The organism is Achromobacter pestifer (assembly GCF_013267355.1).
Lineage (GTDB): Bacteria > Pseudomonadota > Gammaproteobacteria > Burkholderiales > Burkholderiaceae_B > Achromobacter > Achromobacter pestifer_A.
This window is the reverse complement of record NZ_CP053985.1, coordinates 526,463-539,381: the sequence shown is the minus strand read 5'-3', so window position 1 is coordinate 539,381 and position 12,919 is coordinate 526,463. Positions and strand designations below refer to the sequence as shown.

At 66.7% G+C, this 12,919-nt stretch carries 13 protein-coding genes and 1 tRNA gene; 5 read left to right on the top strand and 9 right to left on the bottom strand.

Going from position 1 to position 12,919, the window contains the following annotated elements:
* The first annotated feature begins 223 nt into the window (after positions 1 to 223).
* From FOC84_RS02880 to FOC84_RS02870, 3 genes are all read left to right on the top strand, one after another.
* Positions 224 to 472, top strand: a complete 249-nt coding sequence (locus FOC84_RS02880) for a hypothetical protein (protein ID WP_173143097.1) — start codon at positions 224 to 226, stop codon at positions 470 to 472.
* A gap of 140 nt (positions 473 to 612) precedes the next feature.
* The gene (locus tag FOC84_RS02875) at positions 613 to 804 is read left to right on the top strand and encodes a hypothetical protein (protein ID WP_173143096.1); all 192 of its coding nucleotides are present in this window, start codon (positions 613 to 615) and stop codon (positions 802 to 804) included.
* A gap of 188 nt (positions 805 to 992) precedes the next feature.
* Positions 993 to 1,901, top strand: a complete 909-nt coding sequence (locus FOC84_RS02870; RefSeq protein WP_173143095.1) for a hypothetical protein — start codon at positions 993 to 995, stop codon at positions 1,899 to 1,901.
* A gap of 28 nt (positions 1,902 to 1,929) precedes the next feature.
* Here FOC84_RS02870 and FOC84_RS02865 read toward each other — a convergent pair whose 3' ends face one another.
* The 4 genes from FOC84_RS02865 to egtD form a co-directional block, all read right to left on the bottom strand.
* Positions 1,930 to 2,562 (bottom strand): class I SAM-dependent methyltransferase, encoded by a 633-nt coding sequence (locus FOC84_RS02865; RefSeq protein WP_254241900.1) that lies wholly within the window; start codon positions 2,560 to 2,562, stop codon positions 1,930 to 1,932.
* Between the two features lie 177 nt (positions 2,563 to 2,739).
* Positions 2,740 to 2,816 (bottom strand) — tRNA-Met (locus FOC84_RS02860).
* A gap of 138 nt (positions 2,817 to 2,954) precedes the next feature.
* Positions 2,955 to 4,271, bottom strand: coding sequence for an ergothioneine biosynthesis protein EgtB (egtB, locus tag FOC84_RS02855; protein WP_173143094.1), 1,317 nt, complete (start codon positions 4,269 to 4,271; stop codon positions 2,955 to 2,957).
* Positions 4,272 to 4,306: 35 nt separating this feature from the next.
* A complete protein-coding gene (egtD, locus tag FOC84_RS02850; RefSeq protein WP_173143093.1) occupies positions 4,307 to 5,284 on the bottom strand; it encodes an L-histidine N(alpha)-methyltransferase in 978 nt (325 codons plus the stop codon).
* Positions 5,285 to 5,705: 421 nt separating this feature from the next.
* Here egtD and FOC84_RS02845 point away from each other — a divergent pair, with 421 nt between their 5' ends.
* Positions 5,706 to 6,041 (top strand): DUF883 family protein, encoded by a 336-nt coding sequence (locus FOC84_RS02845; protein WP_173143092.1) that lies wholly within the window; start codon positions 5,706 to 5,708, stop codon positions 6,039 to 6,041.
* Between the two features lie 29 nt (positions 6,042 to 6,070).
* Here the strand turns inward: FOC84_RS02845 and FOC84_RS02840 are convergent, their stop codons facing one another.
* The 5 genes from FOC84_RS02840 to FOC84_RS02820 all read right to left on the bottom strand — a co-directional run bounded on the left by FOC84_RS02840 (position 6,071) and on the right by FOC84_RS02820 (position 12,346).
* Positions 6,071 to 7,741, bottom strand: coding sequence for an FMN-binding glutamate synthase family protein (locus FOC84_RS02840; protein WP_173143091.1), 1,671 nt, complete (start codon positions 7,739 to 7,741; stop codon positions 6,071 to 6,073).
* Between the two features lie 84 nt (positions 7,742 to 7,825).
* Positions 7,826 to 9,052 (bottom strand): YeeE/YedE family protein, encoded by a 1,227-nt coding sequence (locus FOC84_RS02835; RefSeq protein ID WP_088156752.1) that lies wholly within the window; start codon positions 9,050 to 9,052, stop codon positions 7,826 to 7,828.
* Positions 9,053 to 9,197: 145 nt separating this feature from the next.
* Positions 9,198 to 10,478 carry an arsenic transporter gene (locus FOC84_RS02830; RefSeq protein ID WP_088139389.1) on the bottom strand — a complete coding sequence of 427 codons (1,281 nt, stop codon included), beginning with the start codon at positions 10,476 to 10,478 and terminating at the stop codon, positions 9,198 to 9,200.
* Positions 10,479 to 10,489: 11 nt separating this feature from the next.
* Positions 10,490 to 11,434, bottom strand: a complete 945-nt coding sequence (locus tag FOC84_RS02825) for an AEC family transporter (protein ID WP_173143090.1) — start codon at positions 11,432 to 11,434, stop codon at positions 10,490 to 10,492.
* A gap of 27 nt (positions 11,435 to 11,461) precedes the next feature.
* The gene (locus tag FOC84_RS02820; RefSeq protein WP_173143089.1) at positions 11,462 to 12,346 is read right to left on the bottom strand and encodes a DMT family transporter; all 885 of its coding nucleotides are present in this window, start codon (positions 12,344 to 12,346) and stop codon (positions 11,462 to 11,464) included.
* A gap of 114 nt (positions 12,347 to 12,460) precedes the next feature.
* On the opposite strand from FOC84_RS02820, the gene FOC84_RS02815 reads away from it, so the two are divergent.
* Complete coding sequence (locus FOC84_RS02815) at positions 12,461 to 12,910, top strand: GNAT family N-acetyltransferase (RefSeq protein WP_438800860.1); 450 nt, start codon at positions 12,461 to 12,463, stop codon at positions 12,908 to 12,910.
* The last annotated feature ends 9 nt before the right edge of the window (positions 12,911 to 12,919 follow it).

The following is a 12,919-nucleotide window of genomic DNA, read 5'->3' as shown; positions in this document are numbered from 1 at the left end:
GCTGGGCGGTCTAGATGTTTGTATCGATTGTGCGCCTGTATTTGCGCAATAGGCCCTAGGGTTTTCCTGACGCGATGCGGGGTTTGTGGCGTTTTTGCCGCGGGGTGTGCAGCATGAATCCGTGTGCGGGCGCAGCATTTCTTCGCTGGTCTCGGGCGACGCATGTCGCGTCGGCGCGCCTTGCGCTACGATGGCGGCGTCGAATCATGCTAAAGGCCTCCTCATGCCGCAACTGCGCCCAGGCACGCGCGCCACGTTGCAAGTCAGGCAATTGATGCCGGGAGAATTCGCCTGGATCATCACCTTGTTCGATCCCGAAACCGGCAATGTGCGCAGCACCAATTATTCGCCCAGGCGCTACGCCAGCCAAGACGAAGCCTCCGTCGCGGGCAAGACCGCCGTCGTTGAATTTCTCGGCAACGGCAGCCAGAAAACCGCCGACCCGGCCAGGGACGCCAAGAGCAAGCCCTGACGCTGGCTGGCCGCGCATGCCTGAATGCCCTCGCAAGAGGGCTTTTTTACGCCAGCCGGCTGCGTGCCCGGCTGCGTGCCGGGAATGCGGTTTGCTGATGGGATTGGACGGCGCGCCAGGCGCCGCTTGAGGAGAACCCCATGTCCCAGTCCATGCATCGCGAACCCGGCGGGGGCGACCAGCCCGCGCCAGACGATCCCACATTCCCCAACAATCCGCCGCCCGACGATCCGCCGCTGGATCCGACGCGGCCGCGCAACGATCCCGACGTCATCGATCCCGTGCAGCCGCCGCCGAATCCGCGCGCGCCCGGCACGATCGACCTGGCCTGAGCGCTACGCGCGACGCGCAGGACATCATTCAAGGAGGCCTTATGCGTTCCATCTTGTTGTGGCTGTTGGGAGTGCCCATTCCCATCATCATCCTGCTGGCGCTTTTCTGGCATTGACCCGCGAGGCTTTACCGCCGCGGCGGCGCGTATCGGCGCGGCCGCGATGAACCGTGAACAAGGAACATATCCATGGAAAACGCATCTTCATTGAGTCAGCCGTACCCCGGCGGCATGCCTCCGAGGGAATCCGCCATCTCCGCCGTGTCATGGGCCGCCGTGATCGCGGGTGCGGTCATTGCCGCGGCCCTGTCGCTGGCCTTGTTCGCCGGCGGCACGGGCCTGGGCTTTCTTTCGGTGTCGCCCTGGAGCGGCGAGGGGGCGAGCGCGCCCGCGTTAGGCATAGGCTTCATCGTGTGGATGCTGGCCACGCAGATCGTCGCCTATGGCATCGGCGGCTACGTTGCGGGGCGGCTGCGCACCAAGTGGGTCGACGTGCATTCGGACGAGGTCTATTTTCGCGACACGGCGCACGGCTTCCTGGTGTGGGCGTTGAGCGCGGTCGTAAGCGCCGTGCTGCTCGGCGCGTCCATCGCGACCCTGGCGTCCGGCGTGGCGAAGGCGGGCGCCACGGTGGCGGCAGGAGCGGGCTCCGCGGCGACGGCCGCAGCGGTTGCGGGCGGAGGCGACGGCATGGCGCAGATGCAGGGCTACTTCTCCGATGCCTTGCTGCGATCGGAACGGCCCGATGCCAGCGGCGACCGTAACGGCGCGAGAGAGGAGGTGGGCCGCATCGTGGCGATGAGCCTGGCGCGCGGCTCCATGACGGGCGAAGACCGCGACTATGTCGTGAAGGTCGTGGCGGCGCAGACCGGGTTGGAGCCGGCGGCGGCACAGCGCCGCGTCGACCAGGCCGTGCAGAACGTGAAGCAGGCCGCGGACGACGCCCGGCAAAAGGCCAAGGAGGCGGCAGACCTGGCGCGCAAGGCCGCGGCCGCATTCGCGCTATGGGGCTTCGCCTCGATGCTGATCGGCGCCTTCGTGGCCAGCCTGGCGGCGACCTGGGGCGGCAGGCGGCGCGATGCGGTGCGCTTGCCTTAGCCGGGAGGCGGGCGCTGGGCCGCTCCTGTCAGGGAGTGGCCGGCGCCGGACGCCTTTCTCCGAAGAGGAACACGTGCGCATAGCTGTCGTCCATGGCATGGCGCGCCTGCGTGACTCCTGGGATGGGCGGAGTCGTGGGAGCGAACAGATCCCGCCATGCCATGTCCACCTCAAAGGGGGCATGTTCCGGCGTGTCGTTGTAGCCGAGGATCAGAAGCCCGGCAGGCTTGAGCACACGATGGCATTGCTCCATCAAGCGCTCGAAATCGGCTCTCTTGTTGAGGCCCCAGCCGATCACGCCATTGGCCACCACGACGTCGAACGAAGCTTCGGCGTAGAACTCCGACATGTTCGTTGCGCTTCCGATGGTGTGCCGGCCGGCGGGGCCGTAGATGGCTTGTTCAGGATCCATATCCAGAGAATGGAACTCCATCTTCAACAAGCGGGGGTAATGCCAGGTGTACTCATGCATGCCTACGAACAGGCATCGCATCGGCGTGTCGGCTCGGGTAGCCTGCTGCTGGTTCAGGTAGTCGAAAATCTGCCGCTCCAGGAAGCTGCGATTCGGAGCCTTCAGCCGGAAATCAACGCCGCAGCGCGCGGCCAGGTCAGGAGACCAGTCGAACAGTCTTTTTTTTGCTCTACGGATAAGTCGACGCAAGGAAATTTGATCGCTCCTGAGGGTTGCTCGGGGTGGCGGCCGTAATGGCAGGATAGTGGCCAAGGGGTGTCCACATGCCAGTGGTGGTGCCGCGTCGTGAGACTGGCCCTCTGCGCGAAGAGTTCCGAGGCGAAAACGAAAAGGGCGCCCACTTGCGTGGGCGCCCTTTGAATTCCTTGGTGGCGCATCCCTGATTCGAACAGGGGACCTGCGGATTATGATTCCGTCGCTCTAACCGGCTGAGCTAATGCGCCATTTCGCTCAATCCCTGGATTTACTTCACATTCGTGCTTTACGCCTGTGCCGCAATCAGTGATCAACGAAGAACGAAATTCTAGCACGAAATTTTCGGCGCGTGCAAGCAGCCCTCAATCAAATTTCCAAGAAATGCTTCAGGCATCCCGCGCCAGCCGGATACCCGAAAACTGCCATCGGGCCTCGGGCGGGAAAAAATTGCGGTAGCTGGGGCGGATGTGGTCCCTGGGCGTGGCGCAGGAGCCGCCTCGCAGCACGTACTGGTTGCACATGAACTTGCCGTTGTATTCGCCCACCGCGCCACTGTCGGGCTTGAAGCCGGGGTAGGCGTCGTAGGCGCTGGAGGTCCACTCCCAAGCGTCGCCGAACAGTTGCACGGGGCCGCCCGAACCGTTGCGCGCGGGGGCGGGGCGTGTGTCCAGGTGGCCGTTTTCCAGCATGTTCGCGCGTCCCGCCAGCAAGCCTTCGGGCAGTTGGCGGGCGGCATGTTCCCATTCGGGTTCGCGCGGCAGCCGCACGCGCGCCCAGCGGGCGTAGGCGTCGGCCTCGAAGTAGCTGATGTGCGTCACCGGGGCCTGCAATTCCAGCTCCTGCATGCCGCGCAAGGTGTAGATATGCCAGTCGTCGCGCTGCCCTTCCCAGTAGAGGGGCGCGCGCCAGCCTTCGGCGCAGACCATGTCCCAGCCCAGCGACAACCAGAGTTCGGGCCGCTTGTAGCCGCCGTCCCGGATGAAGGCCAGGTATTCATGCTGGGTCACCAGCCGGTCGGCCAGATGGAACGGGGCCAGCAGCACGTCGTGGGCGGGGCCTTCGTTGTCGAAGCCGAAGCCGCGGCCGTCATGGCCGATGCGGCTGACGCCGCCGGCGTAGCGGGTCCAGCCGGCCGGCGTGGCGGGCGGCAGCGCGGGTGGGCCGGGCGCCACGTAGGCGGGTTTGAGCGGATTGGCTGACAGCATGTGCTTCAGGTCGGTCAGGATCAGTTCCTGGTGCTGCTGCTCGTGATTCAGGCCCAGCTCCAGCAAGGCGTCGAAGGCGGGATCGTTGCCGCCCAGGCGCGAGATCAGCTCGTGCATGGCCCCGTCCACATGTCGGCGGTAATGCTGCACTTCCGCCAGCGCGGGGCGCGACAGCAGGCCGCGGCGCGGGCGCGGATGCTTGGCGCCGACGGCGTTGTAGTAGGAGTTGAACAGCATGCGGTACTGCGGATGGAATACCGCATAGGCCGGATGAAAGCGCGCCAGCAGAAAGGTCTCGAAGAACCAGGTGGTGTGGGCCAGATGCCATTTGACCGGGCTGCAGTCCGGCATGGATTGCACCTGGCAATCCTCGGGGCTCAGGGGGGCGGCCAGGGCCGTGCTGGTCGAGCGCACGGCGTCATAGCGGTCGTGCTGCCCCGCTTGGCCGGCAGCGTAAGGTCCGGTGGCGGGGTGAGTCAGCAGGCACGCAGGTTCCATGGCGATCCTCCAGTGGCGTTGAGGGCGGGCCCGCTTTACGCGCGGGCGCTGAAAATCGAGAACCAGCCGCGGGAATCCGACCAGTGCGCGACGTCGCGGTAGCCGGCGCTTTGCAGCAGGTCGGCGAAGGCTGGGGGGGTGAACTTGTAGGAGTTTTCGGTGTGGATGCGTTCGCCGGCGCTGAATGCGCGCGCGCCGCCTGGCCAGGCCACGCGTACTGCGCGCTGTGCTTCCAGATGCATTTCGATGCGCGAGCTGGCGCTGTTGAAGAGCGCCACATGGCGCCAGTCGTCCACGTCGAAATCGGCGTCCAGCACGCTGTTCACGTGCCGCAGCAGGTTCAGGTTGAAGGCTGCCGTCAGATGCAGCGCGTCGTCGTACGCGGGTTCCAGTACCTGTTTGGGCTTGACGCGGTCCACGCCTACCAGCAGTCCGCCGCCCTCGCATTGCTCGCGGATCCGGCACAGCATGGCATGCGCGTCCTCGGGACTGAGATTGCCGATGCTGGAGCCGGGATAGAAGAACAGCCGCTGTTCGGCGGGAACGCTGTTGGGCAGGGCCAGCGCGTGGGTGTAGTCCTGGCCGATGGGGGTGATTTGCAGGTCGGGGTAAGACAGTTGCAGGCGGCGCACCGCCGCTTGCAGGTAGTCGGCCGAGATATCGATGGGCACGTAGTGGCGCGGGCGCAGGCTGGGGAACAGGCGTTCGGCCTTGACGCAATCGCCCGCGCCCAGATCCATCATCGAGAGCACCGGGCCGACGTGGCGGGCGATGTCGGCGCCGTGGCGCTGGAAGATTTCCGACTCGCAGCGCGTCGGGTAGTACTCCGGCAGCTGCGTGATGGCCGTGAAGAGCGCCGAGCCCAACGCGTCATAGAGGAACTTCGGATCGATGTGCGCCTGGCGCGCCAGCAAGCCTTCGCGCAATTCGACTTGCTCGGCGCTGGGAGGCTGCGGCTCTTGCGCAATGAACTTCGGCGCGGCGGGGGCAAACAGTGCGGAAGGCGAAACCATGCGTCCTGTTCCTTTTCTGTCGCCGGGTCGGTCCGCCGCGAGCAACGTCCCGGACGGGGCGGCTGGCGGTTGGGATGCACGGCGTTGGGAGGCTTAGACCAGGCGGTTCTGGCGCATTGCAAAAGTCTATTGTGGCCGCCAGGGCGGGGCCGGTGTCAAGCGCCAAGCCGCTGAATGCAATGGACTTTTACGAATTCGAAAGGGGGGCGCAAGCACCGGCGCCGGCACCCCGGCGCGCGCTGCCGATACCTTTGCTTGCGTTGAAATATCGGATTACGGCTGGTTGCCAAAGCTCTGGCGGGGGCGGCCGATGATGGTCACAATGAGACTCTTCAATGCGCAGCCTGGTCCGGGAACGGGGCATGCTGCATTGCGTCAGGCGGCCTGACTCCGCGAGGCCCAACAACGATAAGGAGCGACCATGAACCGAAAACACCAACGCGCCGAGATGTCCCTGCACCGTGAACGGGTGAGCGACAGCTTCCATGAGCTGCTTGCCGGCACGGAAGACCTGTTGCGGTCGACGGCCACCTACACAGGTTCCGAGATCGAGGCGGCGCGCGCGCGCCTGAAGCGCCAATTGGCCGAGGCGCGCGATTCCGCGGGCGACTGGGAGGGCGCGGCGCGGGAACGCGCGCGTCGCGCAACCGCCTATGCCGATGAGTATGTGCATGAACATGCCTGGAAGTCGGTGGGCGTGGCGGCGCTGGTGGGCGCCTTGCTCGGTTGCTTCCTGGCGTCGGGCGGCCGTCGCTAAGCTGTTATGCCATGAGGCCGCCCGCCGGCTCAGACCTGTGCGGCGGCCGGCGTGGCATGGGCGGCATGCTCTTGCGCCAATGCGGTGGTGATGTCGTGGGTGGGTTGGAACGAGCTGGCCTGGGCCATGGCCCAGCCCGCGCGGAATACTTGGTGGCGGAATTCGCCGCGCAATAGTTCGCCGGGCGCGAGTTCGGGGAACAGCGCCGACAGCAACCGGATTTCGCTGGACGAGATGCGGCGCGCGATATGGTGCGGGCGCAGCTGGCCCGGGTGCGTCAGGCCGGCCGCCGCCAGCAGTTCCGCCAGCGCATGCAGGGTGTTGCGATGGAAGTTCGCCACGCGCTGCGCCTTGTCCGGCACCACCAGCGCGCGCTGGCGCAGCGGGTCTTGGGTGGTGACGCCAGTGGGGCACTTGCCGGTGTGGCAGGCCTGGGCTTGGATGCAGCCGATCGCGAACATGAAGCCGCGCGCGGCGTTGCACCAGTCCGCGCCCATGGCCATGACGCGGGCCATGTCGAAGGCCGTGATGATCTTGCCGGAAGCGCCCAGCTTGATGCGGTCGCGCAGGTTCACGCCGATCAGCGTGTTGTGGACCAGGCGCAGCGCTTCGCGCAGCGGCGTGCCGACGTGGTCGACGAATTCCACGGGCGCGGCGCCGGTGCCGCCTTCGGCCCCGTCCACCACGATGAAGTCCGGCGTGATGCCGGTTTCCAGCATGGCCTTGACGATGGCGAACCACTCCCAAGGGTGGCCCACGCAGAACTTGAAGCCTACGGGCTTGCCGCCGGACAGCTCGCGCAGGCGCGCCACGAACTTCATCAGGCCGATGGGCGTATCGAAGGCGGAATGGGTGGCCGGCGAATTGCAGTCCTGCCAGGCCACCACGCCGCGCGCCTCGGCGATCTCCGGCGTCACCTTGCCCGCGGGGAGGATGCCGCCATGGCCGGGCTTGGCGCCTTGCGACAGCTTGATCTCGATCATCTTGACCTGCGGCGTACAGGCATTCTTCACGAAGGCCTCTTCGGAGAACGCGCCGTGTTCGTCGCGGCAGCCGAAGTAGCCCGAGCCGATGTTCCACACCAGGCCGCCGCCAGGCTGGCGGTGGTAGCGGCTGATGCCGCCTTCGCCGGTGTCATGCGCGAAGTCACCCTGGCGGGCGCCTTCGTTCAGGGCCAGGATGGCATTGGCCGACAAGGCGCCAAAGCTCATGGCCGACACGTTGAACGCGGACATCGAGTAAGGCTGCTTGCAATCGGGACCGCCGACGGTGACGCGGAAGTTGATGTCGGGGATTTGCGAGGGCGACATGGAATGGTTGATCCATTCGTAGCGGTCGCCGTAGACGTCTTCCTGGGTGCCGAAGGGGCGTTTGTCGATTTCACGCTTGGCGCGCTGGTAGACGATGGAGCGCTGCGCGCGCGAGAACGGCGCGGCCTGCGTGTCGTCTTCCAGGAAGTACTGGCGGATCTCGGGCCGGATGAATTCGAACAGGAAGCGCAGATTGCCCAGGACTGGATAGTTGCGGCGGATGGCGTGGCGGGTCTGCGCCAGGTCATAGACGCCGAGTGCGGCCAGCAGCGTCAGCGGCACGGCCAGCCACAGCCACCAGGGCGAGCTGGCCGCGGCCAGGGCGGCGGTGGCCGCGGCGCCGATCAGGGTCAACAGAAAGGCCGTGTAGCGGCCGAAAATCCAGCTCATGTCCATCTCCGTATTTCGGGATGGAGCAACCATACACCAGGAGTTGTCCCCCGGTGCCGGGGGACGGTCCTGGAATACTGTTTCTCAGCAGCTGGACGCCGCCGGGGTCTTCTCGACGGCGAGGCCGAACGCGGGACGCAGGCGCACGCCCAAGGCGCTGCCGGCGAAGGCGGCGGGCAGCCACAGCCAGGCGTGCAGGCTGCCGGACAGGATGCCGCTGAAGTAGGCGCCGATATTGCAGCCGAAGGCCAGGCGCGAACCATAGCCCAGCAGCAGGCCGCCGATGACGGCGCCCGCCAGCGAGCGGGCCGGCACCTTCCAGATGGGGGCAAACTTGCCCGCGGCGCTGGCGGCGGCGAGCGCACCCAGCATCAGGCCAATGTCCATGACGGTCGTGACGTCCTGGCGCAGCGGTGCGGCCAGCGAGGGCTGCTTGGCCCAGTAGGCCCAGGTGGCCACGTCGCCACCGAAGGCGTCCAGGGTCTTGGCGCCCCACAGCGCGAAGGCGGACGTGATACCCCAGGGGCGGCCGGCCAGCGCCAGCGTGGCGAAGTTCAGCACCACCAGCGCCACGCCGCCCCAGATCAGCGGCCAGGGACCTTGCAGCAAGGAAGCCGGGCGCGCGGTGCGCGAGGCGAACGAGATCACGTGGCCGTGGCGGCGCTTCTCCAGCGCCGTAGCCGCCCACGCGATCAGCGCGAACACGGCCAGATTGATGAGCAGCGCGGGCGCCAGGCCCCAGGTCTTGATCAGCGAGGTCGGCGCCAGCGCCGGCAGGTTCGACCACCAGCCGAAGTTGGCGGTCGCGATGACCGAGCCGATGATGAAGAACAGCAGCGTGACTACCATGCGGGTGTTGCCGCCGCCCACTGCGAACAGCGTGCCCGAGGCGCAGCCGCCGCCCAGCTGCATGCCGATGCCGAACAGGAAGGCGCCCAGCAAGACCGAGACGCCCGGGGGCGACACGAAGCCGCTGACGGGTTGGCCGAACAGCGTGCCCGCCGCCAGGAAGGGGAAGAACAGCAACACGCCCGCGGCCAGCATCAGCATCTGCGCGCGCAGCCCGGCGCCGCGGCGGTCGGACACGAAGACGCGCCAGGCTTGCGTGAAGCCGAACGAGGCGTGATACAGGGTTACGCCGAGTGCAGCGCCGACGACCCACAGCGCGCCCTGGCGCCAGCTGACGGTCTGGTTCAAGTACAGGGCGCCTGCCAGCACCAGCAGCAGGGCGATCCAGAGCGGCTTGCGGTTGATCTGGATGGGGGGCAAGGCGGAAGGGGGCAGGGGTAGGGTCGAGGCGTTGGTGCTCATGGGCGAGTCCCTGGGGTTTGATGCGTAAGAAAGCAAAACGGGCGCGCGCAGGCACCCGTGGATGTTTGGAAGTCTAAAGTGGCAAGCGCCTGGCTCAAAACACCGATTAATATCTTTTAAATAACTAAAAGTAATATATAGGCGTCTATTGCAGCCGCCACGCCAGGGCAGCGAGCGTCAGGAGCAGCACCGGCAGAGTCAGCACGATGCCGACCTTGAAGTAGTAGCCCCAGGTGATGCGCAGGCCCTTGCGCGCCAGTACATGCAGCCATAGCAGCGTCGCCAGGCTGCCGATCGGCGTGATCTTGGGGCCCAGATCGCTACCGATGATGTTGGCGTAGATCATCGCGTCCTTCACGGCTCCCGTGGCGCTGGTGTCCGCGATCGACAAGGCGCCCACCAGCACGGTGGGCAGGTTGTTCATGATGGACGACAGGAAGGCGGTGATGAGGCCCGTGCCCATCGCCGCGCCCCAGACGCCGTACTCGGCGCAGCGGTCAAGCACCTGCGCCAGGTGCGCGGTCAGGCCGGCGTTGCGCAGGCCGTACACCACCAGGTACATGCCCAGCGAGAACACCACGATGTGCCAGGGCGCCTCGCGCATGATGCGGCGCGTGCCGACGATGTGCTGCCGTCCGGCGATCAGCAGCAGGCCCAGCGCGCCGACGGCGGCGATGGCGCTGACTGGGATGCCCATCGGTTCCAGGATGAAGAAGCCCGCCAGCAGCAGCGCCAGCACGACCCAGCCGGCGCGGAAAGTAGTCAGGTCGCGGATCGCGGAGGCGGGTGCGGGCAGTTGGCTCACGTCGTAGCGCGGCGGAATGCTGCGGTGGAAGAACAGCAGCAGCACCGCCAGCGTGGACGCGACGGCCATCAGGTTCACCGGCAGCATCACCGACGCGTACTCGCCGAAGCCGATATTGAAGAAGTCCGCCGAGACGATGTTGACCAGGTTGGACACGATCAGCGCGATGCTGCCGGTGTCCGCGATGAAGCCCGCGGCCATCACGAAGGCCAGCGAAGCGCCGGGACCGAAGCCCAGCGCCACCAGCATTTCCATGACGATGGGCGTGAGGATCAGCGCCGCGCCGTCGTTGGCGAACAGCGCGGACACGGCCGCGCCCAGCAGCACGATCAACACGAACAGCAGCCTTCCCCGGCCGCCGCCCCAGCGCGCCACATGCAGCGCGGACCATTCGAAGAAGCCGGCCTCGTCCAGGATCAGGCTGGTGACGATGATGGCGATGAAGGTGGCGGTGGCGTTCCAGACGATGCGCCAGACGTCCGCGATGTCGGCCAGGTGGACCACGCCCGTGGCCAGGGCGAGCGCGGCGCCCAGCACGGCGCTCCAGCCTATCGACAGGCCCCTGGGCTGCCAGATGACCAGCGTGATGGTGAGTACGAAAATGGCGGCGGCGAGCAGCATGATGAAAAACGTCAGGAAATCGGGTGGGCGCTGATCCAGGCGACCAGCAGGCTGACGGTCAGCACCGACGCCACGGTGGAGACCAGGATGGCGCGTGAGGTCACGCGGGCGTCGCGGCCGTACATCTGGGCCAGCATGAAGGGGCCGGTGCCGATGGGCAGCGCGCTCATCAGCACCGCGGTCCAGGACCACACCGGCGGCATGGTGAAGACGTAGAACGCCAGCACCGCCGTGATGGCGGGCTGCAGCAACAGCTTGCCCGTGACCAGGCGCATGACGCCCGGCCCCGAACTCGACGTTTCCGTCTGCGCCAGGAACAGGCCGATCGTGACCAGCGCGCAGGGGCTGGCGGACGCGCCCAGCAGGGCCACGTAACGGTCCACGCCTTCAGGCAGGGCGAGGCCGGTGAAAGCCCAGGCCAGGCCCAGCAGCGGAGCCGCCAACAGCGGATTGCGCAGCAGCGCGCGCCCGACCTTGAGCAGGGTCAAGGACAGGTTGGGCGTCTGCTGGCGGTCGAACTCGATCAAGGCGATGGCAAAGCCGAATAGCACGCTGGCGGTGAGCAGGGTGGTGAACGTGGCGGGCGCCATGCTGTCGGGGCCGAGCAGCGCCAGGCACAGCGGAATGCCCATGTAGCCGGCGTTGGCGTAGGAGGCGGCCAGGCCCTGGATGCCGCGGTCCGTCAGCGCGCGCTGCGAGCGGCGCGCGCCGATAAACGAGGCCATGAACGTGACCGCGATGCCGCCCGCGAAGGCGCCCACGAAACCCCAGTGCGCCATGTGCGCCAGGTCCACCTGCGTCATGGCGCGGAACAGCAGCGCGGGCAGCGACAGATAGACGACGTAGCGGTTCAGCGCGTCGGTGGCGCCGGAGCCCAGGATGCGCCAGCGGGCGGCAAGCCAGCCGGTCAGGATCAACGCGAAGACCGGCAGGGCGGAGGTAATGACGGCGTTCATGGGCAGGGGCCTGGAGGGGCGCTCATTCTACTTGGCGGCAGTGCGCGTCACCAGCAGGATGCCGAGCGCCGCCAGGGCCATGCCCGGCCAGGCCAGCGCGGGGATGGCTTCGCCCAGGACGATCAGCGCGATGACGGCGGTGCAGGGCGGCACCAGGAAGAACAGTGCGGACACACGCGAGGCTTCGCCGTAGCGGATCATGGTCAGCAGCAAGGTGATGGCCACCAGCGAATTGCCCACGACCAGATAGGCCAGCGAACCCAGCAGGGGCCCGGTCCATTCGATGTGCATAGGCTCCAGCCAGAACGCCAGCGGCGCGGTGGCGATGAGGCCGACCGCGTACTGCACCATGTTGGAGGTGACGGGATGCGTCTGCACGCCGTAGCGCTTTTCATACAGTGTGCCGCCGGTGATGCAGAGCAGGGCGCTAATGGCGAACGCCAGGCCTAGCGGCGATAGCACGTCGATCGAGGCCTTGGCGATGATCACCAACGCGGCGCCCGATACGCCCAGGCCCAGGCCTGCCCAGCGGCGGGCATCGACTTTTTCTTGCGCGATCGCGGGCGCCAGCAGGCCGATCAGAATGGGTTGCAGCGATGTGATCAGCGCCACGGCGCCAGCCGACATGCCTTGCTTGAGCGACAGGTAGGTAAAGCAGAAGTAGCCTGCCTGCAACAGCAGTCCGACCATCGCCAGGTGGCCCCAGGCGCTGGCGCCGCGCGGCAGCGGCGGGCGCAGGAACAGCATGAAGGGCGCAAGAATCAGCACCACGCAGGCGTAGCGCAACGCCAGGAACGTCATGGGATCGGCATAGGCCAGGCCCACCTTGAGCACCACGAAGCCGCTGGACCAGAGCAGCAGGAAGAGCGCGGGCGCGGCTTTCAGCCAGGCGGGCGGAGCGGCAGGCGGCATGTGGCGGAACCTGGGCGACGTGGGCAAGCCGCGATCGTACCCCCTTTTGGCCGTTCTTCATCCCTGCCAAAATGCGGCGTAGGATTACTTTTATTCATTTGCTGCACGCGAGGGATGGACATGTCGACCAACAAACAAGCTACGGTGCGTATCGCCCTGGGAACCTGGGACCGCTTGCGCGACGACGCGTATTCGGTGCGCCACGAGGTGTTCGTCGTCGAACAGAGAGTGCCGCCCGAGGTCGAGCTGGACGACGATGATGCCGTGTCGGTGCACGCCGTGGCATATGGCCCGGACGGCACGCCGATGGGCACGGGCCGGCTGCTGCCCGACGGCCATATCGGCCGCATGGCGGTCCACAAGAGGGCCCGCGGGATGGGCGTCGGCAGCCAGCTGCTGGACGCGTTGATCGAACAGGGGCATGGCGACGGCCACCGCATGCTGGTGCTGCACGCGCAGACGCATGCGGCGGGCTTCTACCGCGCGCATGGCTTCAATGTGGAAGGCGAGGAGTTCGTCGAGGCCGGTATTCCGCACGTAGTGATGACGCGCGTGCTGAAGTAAGGCGGCTTG